Origin of the sequence: Microcystis aeruginosa NIES-4325 (assembly GCF_008974145.1) — a bacterium.
GTDB classification, from domain to species: Bacteria; Cyanobacteriota; Cyanobacteriia; order Cyanobacteriales; family Microcystaceae; genus Microcystis; species Microcystis aeruginosa_G.
This window is the reverse complement of record NZ_BJKP01000022.1, coordinates 1-14,972: the sequence shown is the minus strand read 5'-3', so window position 1 is coordinate 14,972 and position 14,972 is coordinate 1. Positions and strand designations below refer to the sequence as shown.

General features: G+C 42.8%; 14 protein-coding genes and 2 pseudogenes. 5 read left to right on the top strand and 11 right to left on the bottom strand.

Annotated features, from left to right (window positions below; translation table 11 throughout):
* Positions 1 to 126: 126 nt before the first annotated feature.
* The 10 genes and pseudogenes from MiAbW_RS12890 to MiAbW_RS12845 all read right to left on the bottom strand — a co-directional run bounded on the left by MiAbW_RS12890 (position 127) and on the right by MiAbW_RS12845 (position 10,044).
* A complete protein-coding gene (locus MiAbW_RS12890; RefSeq protein ID WP_202981356.1) occupies positions 127 to 2,559 on the bottom strand; it encodes a glycosyltransferase in 2,433 nt (810 codons plus the stop codon).
* A gap of 117 nt (positions 2,560 to 2,676) precedes the next feature.
* Complete coding sequence (locus tag MiAbW_RS12885) at positions 2,677 to 3,717, bottom strand: FkbM family methyltransferase (RefSeq protein WP_151696436.1); 1,041 nt, start codon at positions 3,715 to 3,717, stop codon at positions 2,677 to 2,679.
* Positions 3,718 to 3,906: 189 nt separating this feature from the next.
* Positions 3,907 to 4,324 (bottom strand): annotated as a pseudogene (locus MiAbW_RS12880) (ISKra4 family transposase); the annotation flags it as partial.
* A 20-nt stretch (positions 4,325 to 4,344) separates the two neighbouring features.
* Positions 4,345 to 4,674, bottom strand: coding sequence for a hypothetical protein (locus MiAbW_RS12875; protein ID WP_238707278.1), 330 nt, complete (start codon positions 4,672 to 4,674; stop codon positions 4,345 to 4,347).
* Between the two features lie 427 nt (positions 4,675 to 5,101).
* On the bottom strand, positions 5,102 to 6,121 hold the full coding sequence (locus MiAbW_RS12870) for a long-chain acyl-[acyl-carrier-protein] reductase (RefSeq protein WP_151696435.1): 1,020 nt from the start codon (positions 6,119 to 6,121) through the stop codon (positions 5,102 to 5,104).
* A gap of 146 nt (positions 6,122 to 6,267) precedes the next feature.
* A complete protein-coding gene (locus MiAbW_RS12865; RefSeq protein WP_151696434.1) occupies positions 6,268 to 6,963 on the bottom strand; it encodes an aldehyde oxygenase (deformylating) in 696 nt (231 codons plus the stop codon).
* Positions 6,964 to 7,373: 410 nt separating this feature from the next.
* A pseudogene (locus tag MiAbW_RS12860) lies at positions 7,374 to 7,679 on the bottom strand (LysR family transcriptional regulator); the annotation flags it as partial.
* Between the two features lie 32 nt (positions 7,680 to 7,711).
* On the bottom strand, positions 7,712 to 9,475 hold the full coding sequence (locus MiAbW_RS12855) for a formylglycine-generating enzyme family protein (RefSeq protein ID WP_151696433.1): 1,764 nt from the start codon (positions 9,473 to 9,475) through the stop codon (positions 7,712 to 7,714).
* 97 nt (positions 9,476 to 9,572) lie between these two features.
* The gene (locus MiAbW_RS12850) at positions 9,573 to 9,815 is read right to left on the bottom strand and encodes a type II toxin-antitoxin system HicA family toxin (RefSeq protein ID WP_002735126.1); all 243 of its coding nucleotides are present in this window, start codon (positions 9,813 to 9,815) and stop codon (positions 9,573 to 9,575) included.
* Complete coding sequence (locus tag MiAbW_RS12845) at positions 9,808 to 10,044, bottom strand: type II toxin-antitoxin system HicB family antitoxin (protein ID WP_002753114.1); 237 nt, start codon at positions 10,042 to 10,044, stop codon at positions 9,808 to 9,810. Before MiAbW_RS12845 ends, MiAbW_RS12850 begins: the two co-directional genes overlap by 8 nt.
* A 187-nt stretch (positions 10,045 to 10,231) precedes the next feature.
* Here MiAbW_RS12845 and MiAbW_RS12840 point away from each other — a divergent pair, with 187 nt between their 5' ends.
* The 3 genes from MiAbW_RS12840 (at position 10,232) to MiAbW_RS12830 (ending at position 12,480) form a co-directional block, all read left to right on the top strand.
* Positions 10,232 to 10,879 (top strand): DUF3386 domain-containing protein, encoded by a 648-nt coding sequence (locus tag MiAbW_RS12840; RefSeq protein WP_151696432.1) that lies wholly within the window; start codon positions 10,232 to 10,234, stop codon positions 10,877 to 10,879.
* Between the two features lie 73 nt (positions 10,880 to 10,952).
* Positions 10,953 to 11,189, top strand: a complete 237-nt coding sequence (locus MiAbW_RS12835) for a NifU family protein (RefSeq protein ID WP_002783516.1) — start codon at positions 10,953 to 10,955, stop codon at positions 11,187 to 11,189.
* A 202-nt stretch (positions 11,190 to 11,391) separates the two neighbouring features.
* Positions 11,392 to 12,480, top strand: coding sequence for an isocitrate/isopropylmalate family dehydrogenase (locus MiAbW_RS12830; protein WP_151696431.1), 1,089 nt, complete (start codon positions 11,392 to 11,394; stop codon positions 12,478 to 12,480).
* Between the two features lie 123 nt (positions 12,481 to 12,603).
* Here the strand turns inward: MiAbW_RS12830 and MiAbW_RS12825 are convergent, their stop codons facing one another.
* Positions 12,604 to 13,107 carry a hypothetical protein gene (locus MiAbW_RS12825; protein WP_151696430.1) on the bottom strand — a complete coding sequence of 168 codons (504 nt, stop codon included), beginning with the start codon at positions 13,105 to 13,107 and terminating at the stop codon, positions 12,604 to 12,606.
* A 269-nt stretch (positions 13,108 to 13,376) separates the two neighbouring features.
* Between MiAbW_RS12825 and MiAbW_RS12820 the strand changes: the two genes are divergently transcribed.
* Together MiAbW_RS12820 and MiAbW_RS12815 are read left to right on the top strand one after the other, a co-directional pair.
* Positions 13,377 to 13,691, top strand: a complete 315-nt coding sequence (locus MiAbW_RS12820) for a hypothetical protein (RefSeq protein ID WP_151696429.1) — start codon at positions 13,377 to 13,379, stop codon at positions 13,689 to 13,691.
* A 272-nt stretch (positions 13,692 to 13,963) separates the two neighbouring features.
* Positions 13,964 to 14,359, top strand: a complete 396-nt coding sequence (locus MiAbW_RS12815) for a hypothetical protein (RefSeq protein WP_151696428.1) — start codon at positions 13,964 to 13,966, stop codon at positions 14,357 to 14,359.
* Positions 14,360 to 14,972: the final 613 nt, after the last annotated feature.

Sequence of the window (14,972 nt, the reverse complement as noted above, 5' to 3'; positions counted from 1 at the left end):
CTAGAGATGTTGGTGATCGGTTCAGACACAAGCCTGAGTTAGCCATCGAATTTTAGGCCAACTTCTCAGAATTTCAGAACTCAATCAACGTGCGGTTACCCTGAACAAAAAGGTTATCGATAGCGTCTAAAGAACACCGATTTTTCGGAGGCGATCGAGATAGCGTTGACCGACCAGATCAGGAGAATAGGTACTTTGAATTTTGTGTCTTCCTGCGAGGGCGATTCTGCCAGTATCGGGTTCATCTTCAATAACTCTCCGCATCAGCCAGGCCGCATGGTCGAGATCGGGGTCAGCCCATTTCTGTCCCTCCCCAAAAGGGTAGTCATCCCTTTCGAGGGATTTCAATCTATACTTGACTGGAAACGCAGTGGTTTGATCGACAAAGTCTCTCGTTCCAGAATAATCGGTGGCGATCACTGGTTTGCCGAGTAGCATGGCTTCCGCCAAAGTGTAACCGAATCCTTCCGAGCGATGTAGCGAGACATAACAATCGCAGCAATTCATTAGACTAAGGACTTCGCTGTAAGTCATTTGCTCGTTAATAATAATGATGTCTGATTCTTCCTCGGTCATTTTTAAGAGTAGTTCTAAATTCTTTCCGTCCGCATCCCGTCCCATTGTTTTGATCGCCAGAGCAGTGGCAACTTTGAGGGGACGACGACGAAAAGCGAGGCGGTAAGCCTCGATCACGGCCAGGGGGTTTTTGCGTGTTGAGTAGGAGGAAAAATCGAAGTTGAACAGGAACAGAAAAGCCTCCGCAGGAAGGTTAAATTGACTTCGATCGACCGACTCGAAATCCGTTAAGGCAACGGCAGGCGGCATCCAAACAACTGGCAGGTCTAAAGTTCCCTGTACACTCGCTTGGATAAAGCGCGTGGGAGCCCAAACCTCGTCGAAGTCTCCATAGGAAGCGATCCAATCACTGGGAAACCGACTGATTTCCCAAAAAGGCATATTAATTCGATACTGGGGCGATCGTTGGCATAACGGGGCAACTGCCTCGGAAACGACGGCGAGTTGATCGGCATTAACCGAGTAAATCTGTACGCGGGCATCGGGTATGGACGAGAGAAGCGACGCAACAGAGCGATCGGATTGACGGGCGGTCACATTGACGGATACGTTAAAGCCCTGGACTTTCGCCCCAGTCGTCGCCAAACTTTTCAAAACCGATCGTCCCGCTTGTCCCACTCCCATCTCTGCTTTAAGGTAGCCGATAACACAAACATCACATTCGCTTGGATCGATGGGACGGCGAGATGAAGACGAGCGGGGTAAGCTAAATTGTTCGGCAAAGCGATCGAGAATGGGAGACACAAAATATTCATCAATGCGGTGCTCGGTGGCGTTTTGAATAAACCATTTAGCGTAATTTTTTCGTCCATCGGGATCGTCTAGATCGAATAGCTTCTGTAGATTGGACTCTTTCGCCCAAAAATAGTACATTAAATTAGTCAAAGGATATAGGCCTTTTGCAGCACCTTGCCAGTAGGGTTCATTGAGAAATTTATGGAAAGTTTGAAAGGGATTATCTACCCAAGTCTCCTCGATTTCTCTATAGCACCATCGCATCAGATTAGTGATCGGAACTTGATTGCTAAAACTACCGTAACCGTAATCCAGCATTTGAATTTCCTTAATGCCAAATTGTTTTAACTGAGCGATATAGTAGGAGATTAAATTTTGTAGAACAGGTTCTAAATTCTCTTTATACCTAGAGGTGTGCTTGGAAAGACGGGCATGACTTTTAACGTCGATTCCACTAAAATGGAAGAAGATTAAAGGTTCTCCGTTAACTCGCCATCCTTCTGGAGTTTTTTCTAAATTACGTTGCCATAAATTCCAATAGGCGACATTAAGATTAGGATGGCGTAAAATTTTCACCCGCTCGCAGAAACTCGGTAGTAGGTCGATAAATTTTTGATCGACAAAAATCCCCCTGTCAATTTGATTTAAGCAGTAAAATCTTAGTCGTCTCCCCCACCAATGAAGAAAAATTAGAGTAGACTCACTGTTACTAACGGCCAAAAAGCCGAGATTATAAATTCCAGACCTCATCATTGCGATATCGTCTGGATAGTAATCCGTTTCGGCTGGTGCAGTGATGTGGGGAGTTAAAACAAAATCCGCACCTTTTGCGAGTGCTTCAATAACAACGGTCATCGGGGCAAATAACTCGATATCAGGATCCAGATAAATGACTCGCCCAAAATCCCATTTTTCCAACAGTAGTCGTATTACAAATGGTTTAACTGCTGTGTTAAACTCCATTATATCGTACCGAAAAGCAAAATCAAAAAAATTAGGTATATCTAAATCTTGTACCTCAATAATTTTGACCCCTTCGATACCTAATTCTAGGTTTGATTTATTGTCGGCTCGGCATAAAAATAGGGCTGCTTCTGGATGATAGCGACGCAAAGAGGAAAATAAAACTCTAGCGTAAGGGAAATAGTTATTAGAACAAATTGTGATAATTGCCAATGTTTTTTGATTTTGACCGCTGGCAAATGAAGATAAATTGGACTCGACCTTCATCTCTAGTTCTTGACTCATTTGTAGTTTCCTTGTGCAAAAAATTAATTGGTTTGTTATTATTTCTTGACTCTGTCAATTCAAAATTTCATATATTGCTAAATTTTTTTCTGTCGCAATCAAGTTTTGTTATATTATTTAATCCCCAGAGATTCCCAGTCGTTTTCTCAAGCGGAACCAAAAAGATCTAAGTTTCCAAAATTTACTACTTTCCATGGCTAAAATTTTCTCTTGGGCTTGGTATAAATCAGTTTTTAAGGCTTCTAAATCTAGAATCTTGTGGTTCAGTTGAGATATTAGTATTTGTAGTTCACTTTCTTTGATTTGATAGTATTTGACCTGCTCATCTTTAAACAATTTTAGTTTTTTTAGCGCTCGAGATAGACGTTGAGATTCAAATCGTTCGTCTTCCAAACATTGGTTTAATATGGTTATTTCTCTATCCCGTTCTTGTATACTTTTATTTAGAAGAATCGTTTGATCGGTTAAATCTTTAATTCTAAAAAGACTAAAATTATCGAAGACGTTAGGAGGAGTTTGAAAATGAAATCTAAATTGACTAGATTCTTTCGCTAGGTAATAATCATTTAATCCGTCAAAATAAACTAAATCATAGCTTTTTTCCTCTAAAAAACTGGCAATATTAGTCTCACGACGAACGGTAGAATTAGGAATAGTCGCTTCAATAATAATTACGGTAGGTCTGAAAGTGTCCCAATCGTTTCCCGCTATTACTTGCTCTTCCCATCCTTCTACGTCGATCTTAAGAAAATCAATGGCAATAGAGCCATATTTCTGGCAAATTTCGGCGAGGGTAGTAACGCTTACCTCGTAACAAGATAGAGCTAATTGCCTCTCGGCAGCTAGTTTGATGGCGATATTCCTATCGAGTGTTGAAAAACCACTACCCTGTAACTCGAAAAATTCAAGTGTTGTTTTTTGCTCGCCAACCGCTAAGTTTAAATTAACATCTTGGGGTCTATCTCGCTGTAAGAGTTCAAAAAAATCCCGTACGGGTTCTACATTTATACCCCGCCAACCTCGGTCGTAAAAAGCTTTTGTAACTGAATCGTAAACGGGATGGTGCGCTCCGATATCGATATAGAAACCCGATTCTTTATCTTTAAAAATTCGATTGAGAATTACATCTTCAAAGTTCTGAGCGTATGAAGTAAACATCTATAGTTTTTGATTATAAATATTAAAAGGCTGCCACAAGTCGCAGTATACCACAATTCAGAAATGTTGAGCTTCTACACAAAACTTTACATATAAGCCAGTGAGAACAGGTGTTCGTTTAGAGAGATTAAATTGGGAGCATCTCACCTTTGCAATAACTAGAAATGCTTAATGAGATCAATAAAAAAGTTAAAAAAGGCAACCATTTAGATAAGCACAGCGATGAAGAAGGACTTGCAGTACATTACCAGATTCCCAACTTGCACCAGTAATTTTAAGACGATGAGCAATTTGTTTAATTTTTGATGACCCGGAGCCAGAGCCAATGGAAATGCCCTCCGCCTGCAAATAACCATAATTGACAATTCGATGTTTATGCTTGTTCAAATAAGTAATAAAATTCTCCACTTGCGGCTCTGACCATCCTTCGCGCACAAGAGATAACCGCGTCCACTTCCCCCTTCCATAGAAAACATTTTACCTCCTCAATTCGCTGGAATGACCCGCCAACTTTATAGAGGTTTTCGATTAAATGATACCAATCCAATATTTCAATTCTTTCCTGTTTCTCTCCTATCTGACCAAATAAATTCTAGATACCATCATGTCAGGGTAAGAGCATCTCAATTAGGCTTGACAAAAGGCTTTCAGCACAGCCATCATATAGTTATTATCCATGGCCGCCCGTTTACTTTTTTGTGCCAGACTACGTCGGATAGCATTACCTATTTTTTGAGCATCAGCAGGGAGAGAACTGAGATAAAATTGGACTTCACAAGTGGTTTTATTCCAAAGATGACGAACTCGTTTAACCATGATAATACTTTGAAGTCCTAGCCATTGAGCTTGTTGATAAAGACCGCCGAAAGCTTCTAAGGGTACCAGCCCCGCACCAACGTTTTTCGAGGCGATGATGACCTTTTTCCAGACGGTAATCATAACTAAATTGAATACCATCAAATTGATGTGCTTGAGCTTGCTCAAACCAGTTTTTGATCTGAGTATAAAGAGTCGGATGATTCAGGGTGAGAGCATCTCAAACGCTATTGACAATTGACCAATTTTTTGATCCGTTTGCTGTGTGGGCATTTCAAGTGATACCAGTCAATCAGAATAGTTGCGAAATCGACCCATTTGGTCAATTTTTGCTTAACAATTGAGATGGCAAATTCTCCTCAAATATTCCTGAATCGCTCTCTGGGTAAGCAACTCACATAAAGTTCATTTTGTCAAGGATTTTTAAGATGCGCTTACCCTGCAAATAGACTTGATGGGTTGAAAACATAGAGAAAAGCGATGGATCCAAGGCCAATCGATGATTCTTTGATTGCTGAACTTAGCAGTGGGTTGTGGGATGAACCCAATGACATTCTAGATAAATTAATTAAAATAGCAAAGGTTGAAACCCGTGTTTGCGGGAAGCTGCGCCGATTTGTTCCATTTTAGGGACGGTAATTTGATTGCGTCCCCAAGAAAAATTAGTTTGCCAACCCTCCAACTCTAATAAAATCGCCTCAGCAAAACAGGCAAACATTTGACGAGAGGGAATATCCATATTAACGATTTTCATAATTTTCCAGTCAATATCGAGGGAATGCTCGACAATGCCGCCCTTAATCACCGAAATATCGGGGGCATTTAATACCATGCCTAAATTTTTCGGATAACCACCATCAATAATAATGCAGGGGCGTTTGAGTTTATCCACATCAATTTCCACTCCTTTAGGCATACTAGCCACCCAAACAATGATATCAGCTAGGGGTAAAGCCTCCTCTAGGGGAAGAATTTTACCGCGTCCTAACTCCTCTTGCAGAGATTGTAAACGCTCTTGATTGCGTGCCACATAGATTAGTTCTTTTGTATCGGTTTTTTCATTTAACCAACGACAAACGGCGCTGCCGATATCTCCGGTTGCCCCGCAAACCACAACGGTAGATTGAGCTAAATCGATGCCCATTTTTTCAGCGAGGGTTTCTACCTGAGTGGAGATGACGTAAGCGGTGTGGGTGTTACCGGTGGTAAAACGGCCAAAATCTAGCTCGATATTCCGCACCTGTCGATTATCTTTGAGATTAAATTCCTCGAAAATAATTGAAGAAAAACCGCCGAGTGCGGTGATGTTGATATCACTTTTTTGAGCGAGTGCCATGGCATTTAGCACCTTACGAATAGCCGACTTTACCCAACGATTCGACAACATCTCTGGTAAAAAACAGGATTCGATGTATTTACCCGTGATGGTTTGCCCCGTGATGCTGGTGACATGAAAATCATCGACAATTTGCGGGGGAGCAGCACACCAAAAATCTAATCCCTGGTTAGCATATTCAGGATAACCTAGATCGTCGGCGACCGATTGGGCGTGTTCTAAACTGGTAAGATGACCTATAAGACCAAACATTGATTGTTCTTTCGTTAAACTAGATGGCACTAGATAAAAATTAGGATATTGCTAAGAAATCGTTAAGACTCTTAAATATAATACACAAAAGAGCCGCTCTGTGTTGAGCGGCAGCAGGGGAAAAAAGAAATCTAGACGCTCAAGCTTTAGACAGCAGTTAATCCGTAGGCAGACATCCGCATGATATCACGGGTGCTGAAACCAATATTGCTTAAAGCTTCCCCGTAGCTAATCATGAAGTCTTCCACGAGGGCCTCTTTTTCCATCCCGAGGACGCGAGCATCATCCTCGACTTGATTGAGCATTCTCCAGACAATGGGCAGATTAGCGCGATTTGCCGCTTCTAATTCCTCTTTAGCAGTTTCAAAGTTCGCTTTTAGCCATTCTTCGCCAAAATTGAGATGTAAATATTCGTCTTTAACTACGCCTTCAGTAATTTTACGGGCAAAGGGATCAGCAACAGGAATATAAATATTATAGGCTGCGATCGCAAAAGCTTCGATAATCAAAGATTGGATTAATAAACAGGTGACAACCTTACCTTCTGCGTAGGCAATTTGGAAGTTATTGTGCAGAGAGGAAAAGAATTCTTTGGCATAATCCATGTCAGGAGTGATTTGCAAATTTTGGCCGCAAGCTTGAAAACCTTTCATGTGACGGTTTTCCATTTTTGCCAGACGGTGTAACTCCTCTTTGTTATCGGCGAGGATTTCTCCTAATTGAATATAATTGCTATTGGCCTCGTATTCGCCTTCAATAACGATGGCATTAATGCGACTATAGGCTGATTTATAGGTTTCGCTAGTGAAATCAAGCTCTAATGGTACAGCAAGCTCTGGCATAAACTCGATTGACTCCTATTTCTGACGAGATTTTTCCGACGTTCTTTCCAGTCTAGGGTAAGCCTTCTAGATGGAGTTATCTTTTTACGAGTCTAGCTTGATCGGTCTTTTTTGTATAGGTTGCCCTGAGAGGCTTGCTTGCCAAGTTAGCTAGGCAATTTTCATGGCCTTCATCACGTTGAACAGCGTTCCTCAAATCGTCTTCGACATCTTCACCACAGTTTCAACCCTCACACAGCAACCCCAAAGTAGTCTCTATTACTGGAATTTCCCGTTGACAAAAAGCCATAACCTGTGCTGTAGCAGGGATTAAGAGAATTTCTGCTGCCCCATTACTGGGTACAAATTCAAGAAACCCCTAATCAATCTAACGCTTTTTGTTGCCGAGAAGTCGGTCGAGTTATCTTAGAACCGTTAGCCCTACCCAGACAGATTTCTTCCGTATTAGCTAGGGTGCAGTTGATCTTAATTGCCGGATAGCGCTACTGAAAATCGCTAATTTTTGCTGGCAGCCAATAGTTACCAATAGTCAAACTCGATCCTAATTGTAGTTCTCCCCGTTGCAAGTCGTTAAATTCCGCCAGTCCCCTTTCTGTCAAAGTTATCTGAGTAAGAATGCGTTGCGCTTCTAATTGCAGTAAACGTCCTATTTCCGTGATCTCGATATGACGACCGACGCGATGGAATAATTTCACCCCGTATTCACTTTCTAGGGAGACAAAGGGCAAAAGAGCAAAAGAACAGAGGGTTAAAGTCCTAGGGAGACACACGCAACCCGAAAACCGCCGCTGCTGTAGCCGTCGTCGGGGATGTCCCGGTAGCGGGAAGCGGAACGGCAGACATTTGGATCGATGAACCAAGAACCGCCCCGCAGACACTTAGGAAACTGAGAACGATTATCATTATTGATAAACCAAGCCGATCCATCCTTTGGCGCTCCGATATAGTTATCGTGCCAATTGTCCTCGCACCACTCCCAAACATTGCCACTCATGTCATACAGTCCCCAAGCATTGGGCTTTTTCTGTCCCACAGGATGAGTTTTATCCTGAGAATTTCCTTTATGCCAAGCGTAATCTTCTAACTGATCGGCATCATCACCGAAATAATAGCGAGTAGTAGTCCCCGCACGACAAGCATATTCCCATTCCGCTTCCGTCGGTAGGCGATAGGTTTTCCCAGTTATTTGACTCAATTTCTTACAAAAGGCTTGAGCGTCATTCCAACTAACATTTTCTACTGGATTTTGCCGATTATTTTTAAACCGAGAGGGATTGGTTCCCATTACCGCTTCATATTGTGCCTGAGTCACCGGATATTTCCCGATCGCAAAACTGTTGACTTGAACTTGGTGTTGAGGCTTTTCTCTACTTTGAGCATGAGAATCACTGTCAGGAGATCCCATAAGAAATTCACCTGCTGGTAAGCTCACCATCTCCAGTGTTATCCCATTGGGTAGGTTTTCGGTAAATGAAGTTTGAGGAATAGGAGAATCACCGACGACGGAGGTGATAAAATTCCCAACTCTCTCGATTACATGGTTGTTGATGCGTTGAATGGCGGTTTCGAGTTCGATTTCCTCGTCGGGTATTTCCACTTCCGTCCATTGCCATCCTTCCTGCTCGGCTCGCTCTAATGCGATCGCTAAACGGCCGCGCTTTTCTTCGCTGGTGACGAGGAAATTGAGCAAACTAGCCGATAGATTCTCGTTTTTGCGGAAAGATACGGCCGATTCGGAACTAAGAATGTTCTGGACGAGGGATTCCACTTCGCTGACACTGCGGGAAAGTTCCCCGTCAATGGTCACTACTCGATCGATCAAGCCTTGAAACTGTCCGATAATTGGTTTTAGGTATTGTTCTAGATTAATGGCTACTTTGGCCATTTCGATCGCTTCTTGTTCCAGACTATCTAACTCCAGCTGCAACTGATACACTTGTTTGTACCCGTTCAACTCGCCGATCATTTTCGAGAAAACCTGTTTTTGTGTATCCTGATCTTCGGCTAATTTCTGGATACTTTCGCTGATTAGGTCGATTTTCTTGAGCATGAGCAAGCTGGCGCGACCAACGAGAATCACGGTGCGGAAAATCTGCTGTTTCTGTAGTCTCAGGGTATCTCGCAGGTCGGCCGAGCCGATGCTATTCTCCAAAGATTGGCGTTTTCGCTCTGTTTCTGCCAATTTCTGGCATTTAACCGCCACTGCCTCCTTGATTTCCTCGGTCAGTGACTGGAAAAACCGCCGGTATTCATCCTTATGGTCGGTGAGAAATCTGATTAACTGGTTATAGTCCCCGACTAATCTTTCTAATTCTTGAAAAGTTTCCTCGAAATTGAGGGGTTCTTCTTTTTTACTCAATCCTAACCATGTATTGCGAACCCGTTTTCCGGTTTTAATCAGTTGCTGTCTTTCTTGAATCTGATCCTGCAAAACTAATAAATCGGGGCGATTTAGTTGGGGAAGTTGATAGGTTTTCCGATAAAGCTTGATTTTCGCCGTTTCTTCTGCCATCGCCGTGGTCGCTGAGGGTGAGTTTTTTCTATTTTAGCCCGATTTTTTGATCATCAAATACTATCGGGATACGCCCCGATCAACTACCTAACTTTTTCTATAAGTCATAGAAGTAAGGATAAAGCTCTGATTCTGGAATATATTGACTTGCTTGCCTAAAAATAGCGTAACAGGTTCCGGGATCAAGTTGCCGATGATTGGGAATAGTTAAAGTCTCCTTTCTCTCCGAGATGACACGACGCAATTTTATGTGACTTCCTCGTTGACTGTGAATAGTAAAACCAAATCGATCAAGAATTTTGATAATGTCTTTGCCGGATAGTTGTTTCAGCTTAGGCATATTCTGGCTGTAACTCAAATATAATCTGTAGAGAAGGTTTGGCAACTAGACCGAACTCCCTGGGGTCTTCTCCCTCTAAATGCAGTAAAATGGCTTCTTGGAGATTATTAACCACCTCATCTAAGGTATTTCCCTGGGTGACAATCGAAATTTCCACGCATTCACCTACATATCCTTGTTGTTCACCAGAACGAATAATTGCGGTAACTTTTGGACTTAATTTTGTCATAATTGCTCATGTTTATTTTTTGCTTATTTAGATTTATGGCAATCGAGCAAGGTACGGGTCATTGATCGATTCTAACTGACTTTTCCCTAAGCTGTGGAATTCATCTAGTTTTCTAGAAATCTCGGCCAGAGGCAAAAAAATCAGCGACAATGATATAAATGGAGTTATCAACACAAGTAAAGCGATTATGACTGTAGCCACGACGAACGCCCGAGATATTTTCCGCTCCGCCTACGAAAACCGTTACACTTGGGATGAACGATTCCCCGGTTACACTGCTGATATTATCCTCACCCAAGGGGAGGAAGTCCATACGGGCAAAATTCAAGTTAATGCCGATTATAGTGTGGAAGTAAAGGGCATTGATGACGAGAAAGTGCAAGAAAGTATCTATAATCAAATGCGAGACATCGTTACTCACCGTAAAAGAGGCAATTTTGAGGCTTCCCACGGCAAAAACCAGTTTAATTTTGGGCAAGATGATCCCACCGGTGCGGTAGAAATTCTTGTCACCGGCGATGCTATGGGGTCTAATTATAAAGTACGCGGCCAGGAAATCTGTCAAGTCAGTCGAGTCATGGGACCGATGGCTTTTACTATTAATACCGAGGAAAGTCTCGATACGGGAGAAGGTTATATTTCTATTCGCTATAATGCCATTTTCCGTAATGCTAAAACCGATGAATTAAAGGGAAAACGGGACTTTAAGGAAACCTACGAAAAAATCGGTAATTATTATTTACCCTCCTGTCAAGTGATTAACGCAATCGATGCCGGGGGCGAAAAATCCACCACAGAATTTACTTTTATCAATCTACAGCTTTTAGAAGCTTAAGGGTTATCCTTGCCCAAAAAGCGTTAGGATTGAAGCAACTACACTCTAATAAATCTCTGACCAGAGGCTGATTATGTCTTTAACACTGACTCCCGATAACGTCGAAAAAGTCTTAGATGAAATGCGCCCCTACCTGATGTCCGATGGTGGTAACGTGGAATTAGTCGAAATCGACGGGCCAGTCGTCAAAGTGCGTCTTCAAGGCGCTTGCGGTTCCTGTCCCAGTTCCACCATGACCCTAAAAATGGGCATCGAACGCCGTCTCCGGGAAATGATTCCAGAAATTGCCGAAGTTGAACAAGCTTTCTAAATCTTGGCTTAATTAATTCTCACCACTGCCCGATTGACTAAGTTAAATTAGCGATCGGGCATAATATTAATTATATATTTTTTTTCTGCAAGATTGATAAAACTACAGAATTAATTAAGGTAAAAAGTATCTTTTTTAGCCGATTAACCAGCTAATTAAGCATTAACATATACTTGAAAATTTTTATTAAAACTCAAAAATTATGGCTGAAAATATCCCCACCATTGTGGTCATGCACGGCGACCAAACTGGAGAAGAACTATTACTAGAAGCCCTGAGAGTATTACAACCCTCGATAATTCGTCAACCGCTTAACTTTGCCGATTTTGATCTTAGTTTAGCCCAACGTCGCCAGAGTAACAATCAAGTGGTTCATGAGGCTGCCGAAGCGACTCTCAAAACCGGATTAGCCCTGAAAGCTGCCACTATTACCCCAGAAATTAAAGGAGATGTGGGCAGTCCTAACGCTATTTTAAGAGAAGCAATGAATTCTCAGGTAATTCTCCGCATCGGTCGCCGTATCCCCGGTATTCGTCCGATTGGGGGCGTTTATTCTCCCATTGCAATTGTCCGCATGGCCGTTGACGATGCCTACGGGGCCAAAGAATGGCGAGAAACCACTGCCACCAGCGATGAAATTGCCTATCGCACCTCGCGTATTTCTAGGGCTACCAGTCGCGCTGTGGCCGAGTTTACCTTTCAACAGGCCAAAAAAACCGGGGCGCGGGTATTTGGCGGCCCAAAATTCACCGTTAGTGCCACCTACGAAGGGATGTTTAAAGAGGAATTAGACGCAGCAGCCCAAAGACATCCAGAAGTGCGTTATCAACCCCTGTTAATTGATGCAACTTTTGCCTTACTTTTACAAACCGACGGCGAAGCTTTGGTGATTCCGTCCCTTAATCGCGATGGCGATTTATTATCCGATTTTGTCTTGCAACTCTATGGCAGTATTGCTGGGGCCGAAAGTTTAGTTTTGGGATTTGATGAGAAGACATTAGCAGTTAAAACTATTATGGCAGAAGCTCCCCACGGCACGGCCCCCGCTTTAGAGGGCAAAAATATCGCTAATCCCATGGCGATGATTTTAGCCTCGGCAGCTTTGTTAGGTTATATCGAAACCAGCGAAGCACGCAAGGCTTCTCGGGCAATTTATGAAAGTGTCTTTGAAACTATTCACGAGGGCAAAAAAACGCCCGATTTAGGGGGCCAAATGACCATGAGTGAGTTTACCGATGAGGTGATTCGTCGCGTGGTCAGTAAGTTAGAGGTTTGGTCTGCTTTGGGGTAAGCTGCCAGCACACCGGTTAAGACTGGACTAGGGAAGGGGGAAAAAGCCGTAAGATTGCCTATTCCCTAATACCGAAAGCTTCTTACCTCACTATTCAGATAACCGCAATATTGCCGCTAATAGTTAAGCTAACTTAAAGGCATCTCGCCAACACCAGCGCAACAGGGTAAAAGCTATCAAACCCTTAACCACTTCCAGAAACCAGTAACCAATCTGCAAAGACATCATTTCTCCCGACATTCCCGAAGCAGTAACGGGAGCCAGTAAACCCATAGCGCTCAGATTGGGAGTGAGAAAATAGGTGTAAATTAGGGTGATTACTAAGAGAACACCGGCGAATAGGAGCGATCGATGCTCGGGGAGATGGATTAAGGTATGATAGCGGTGGAAGACAACAAAGCTACACAGCACAATCGCCGCACAAACTAATTCCAGATGGTTAAAAACGCCAAATAGCAAGTAACCAGCACTGGCAAAGCCATTTTGTGTCATCATGCCAGCTACGGATAAGCTGGGGAGAATGATTAAATCGATGACGAAACTGGCACTTAACCAGAAACCGAGAACAACCATGGCTAGGGTTGTCCAATTAAACCAAGACCAATAACGCTCAACAAAAGTTTTCATTAGGCTTGCTCCTCCTTGCCTTTCTAACTTAATTGTAAAGAGCGTTCGCCAAAATTTTGGCCAGTTTTTTGCTAATTCTTAGCAATTCTTATCAATTCTTAGGAGAGCAACCAAAAAATACCGCTCTTATCTCTAGATTTGGCCACCCGCTCGGCGCAGAATTGTAAAGATTTATCAACAAGTGTTTATAAAAACCTTTAAATATTGACCAAGCTGACGATTCTAGACTTACCCTGAGACAATAACTGACTATCTACGGGTTTACTGTTATGGATAAGGATTTTCGTAACTATCGCATGGTTTGCACCCTCACCTTCGGGGATATTTACGGACAAATAATCGTTTGGTTAATCGTTATTTTTCTTACTCTGGCTTCCACTCTAGCTCTTTGGAGTAGCACTAGACAAATTTTTGCCCTCGCTACCGTGGGGTTAGTCGTCGTCCTCTCTTTGCCTTTTTTACTCTTTGCTTTTGTTACTACCCTCCTCAATCATATTGAATTCGTTCCCATCGAAACGGAAACCAATATTCGTCGTGGTCCTGTACCCGGAGTTAGCGGCAGCCGTGTACCCGCAGCCAGCTAAATCCCCAATAAATAATCTGGAGACGTTGTCAGCAACGTCTCCAGCAGTTTTTGCCATTGTTTGCGTCGGGGTTTCTCGTCCTTAATTTTTGTAAATTTTTGTAAATTTAACTTGTTTTTAAAACCTTTTTCTGGTAGTGATTATCCAAAGAAAAATAGATGAAGCAGAGAAATTGTCAAGACAATAATCTTGTTTGCTGCCTGATCCCGGTCAATGATAAATTTTTAAATACCTAGTCTTTTACATTTTCCCAACTCTCGGAGTGATCCCCGATGTTAAAAAATCTCTTTGGTGGCAAAAAATCTGACTTTTACCTAGAACTAAAAGAAACCGATGGTGAACAACAAGCAACAGTAACCACGGCAGCAGCCGCCCCTGTTGTGGATGCGCCCGCCCCTGCTGTGGAGTCTGCTGCCGCCCCTGTAGCCGAGAAAAAAACCCAAAAAACTTCTATTAAGAAAGAAAAGCAAGTAAAAGAAACTCCCGCCGCTCCTGTGAGCGCACCGGCACCCGTAGCCGCTACTAACGGCAAAGTAGAGCCGCAAGAAGTGGAATTTGCGACAAAATACTTGATTACTCCCACTATGTCTCGCCGTCGCCCTGGTCCGAGTTTGAATGGTTTCAAAGACATGGCGCGCAAGGCGAAACTACCTGCTAACCGCGGCTAAATCCCCCGGATTGCTTTCTCAACAAAAAAAAGGAGAGCTTTCTTTGACTCTCCTTTTTCATCAGGGTGCATCTACTGACTCAAGTGTAGCAGAGAGTTTTTTTGAGGTTGGTTATTTAGGTTACTCCCCAGAGTATTTTGGCGATAATTATTGCCTATCTTTTTGGGAAATTTTTAAAACCTAGAACTAGGTTGACTGGTGGACAGGTGCAAAATCAGCATTCATAAGTAGGGAGGCACAATTATTTGTAGTGGACTGTTTCAGCTAAAATAGGGCAATAGATTTCGGCTTAAAGTCTTAGATTATAGAATTTATAGCATTTTTCTAATACACCAAATTAGCTGAAACAAACCAGTAGGATGGGTTAGCGGTAGCCTAACATGATCGGTCGTTGGGTTTTATGCTTCAACCGTTCAGACCTCGGCGTGAGACTTCGACGTGAGCTTTTGTCGAACGCTCGGTCAAACGCTGAGCTCACGGCTTCAGCCCAACCTTGTATATTGAGAGAAGTGGCAGACCGTCCCAACCTTGGTCAGAAAAGACCGCTTCGTAGCAAGGGTCACCACCATAATCTCCCTGACAAAACTCGAACAGTCGCCGGGGTCGTGGCGAA

What these genes read in the sequence shown, in the direction of transcription:
- MiAbW_RS12890 (WP_202981356.1), bottom strand. Translation starts at nt 2,559, where the DNA reads ATGAGTCAAGAACTAGAGATGAAGGTCGAGTCCAATTTATCTTCATTT.
- MiAbW_RS12885 (WP_151696436.1), bottom strand. Translation starts at nt 3,717, where the DNA reads ATGTTTACTTCATACGCTCAGAACTTTGAAGATGTAATTCTCAATCGA.
- MiAbW_RS12875 (WP_238707278.1), bottom strand. Translation starts at nt 4,674, where the DNA reads ATGGTATTCAATTTAGTTATGATTACCGTCTGGAAAAAGGTCATCATC.
- MiAbW_RS12870 (WP_151696435.1), bottom strand. Translation starts at nt 6,121, where the DNA reads ATGTTTGGTCTTATAGGTCATCTTACCAGTTTAGAACACGCCCAATCG.
- MiAbW_RS12865 (WP_151696434.1), bottom strand. Translation starts at nt 6,963, where the DNA reads ATGCCAGAGCTTGCTGTACCATTAGAGCTTGATTTCACTAGCGAAACC.
- MiAbW_RS12855 (WP_151696433.1), bottom strand. Translation starts at nt 9,475, where the DNA reads ATGGCAGAAGAAACGGCGAAAATCAAGCTTTATCGGAAAACCTATCAA.
- MiAbW_RS12850 (WP_002735126.1), bottom strand. Translation starts at nt 9,815, where the DNA reads ATGCCTAAGCTGAAACAACTATCCGGCAAAGACATTATCAAAATTCTT.
- MiAbW_RS12845 (WP_002753114.1), bottom strand. Translation starts at nt 10,044, where the DNA reads ATGACAAAATTAAGTCCAAAAGTTACCGCAATTATTCGTTCTGGTGAA.
- MiAbW_RS12840 (WP_151696432.1), top strand. Translation starts at nt 10,232, where the DNA reads ATGACTGTAGCCACGACGAACGCCCGAGATATTTTCCGCTCCGCCTAC.
- MiAbW_RS12835 (WP_002783516.1), top strand. Translation starts at nt 10,953, where the DNA reads ATGTCTTTAACACTGACTCCCGATAACGTCGAAAAAGTCTTAGATGAA.
- MiAbW_RS12830 (WP_151696431.1), top strand. Translation starts at nt 11,392, where the DNA reads ATGGCTGAAAATATCCCCACCATTGTGGTCATGCACGGCGACCAAACT.
- MiAbW_RS12825 (WP_151696430.1), bottom strand. Translation starts at nt 13,107, where the DNA reads ATGAAAACTTTTGTTGAGCGTTATTGGTCTTGGTTTAATTGGACAACC.
- MiAbW_RS12820 (WP_151696429.1), top strand. Translation starts at nt 13,377, where the DNA reads ATGGATAAGGATTTTCGTAACTATCGCATGGTTTGCACCCTCACCTTC.
- MiAbW_RS12815 (WP_151696428.1), top strand. Translation starts at nt 13,964, where the DNA reads ATGTTAAAAAATCTCTTTGGTGGCAAAAAATCTGACTTTTACCTAGAA.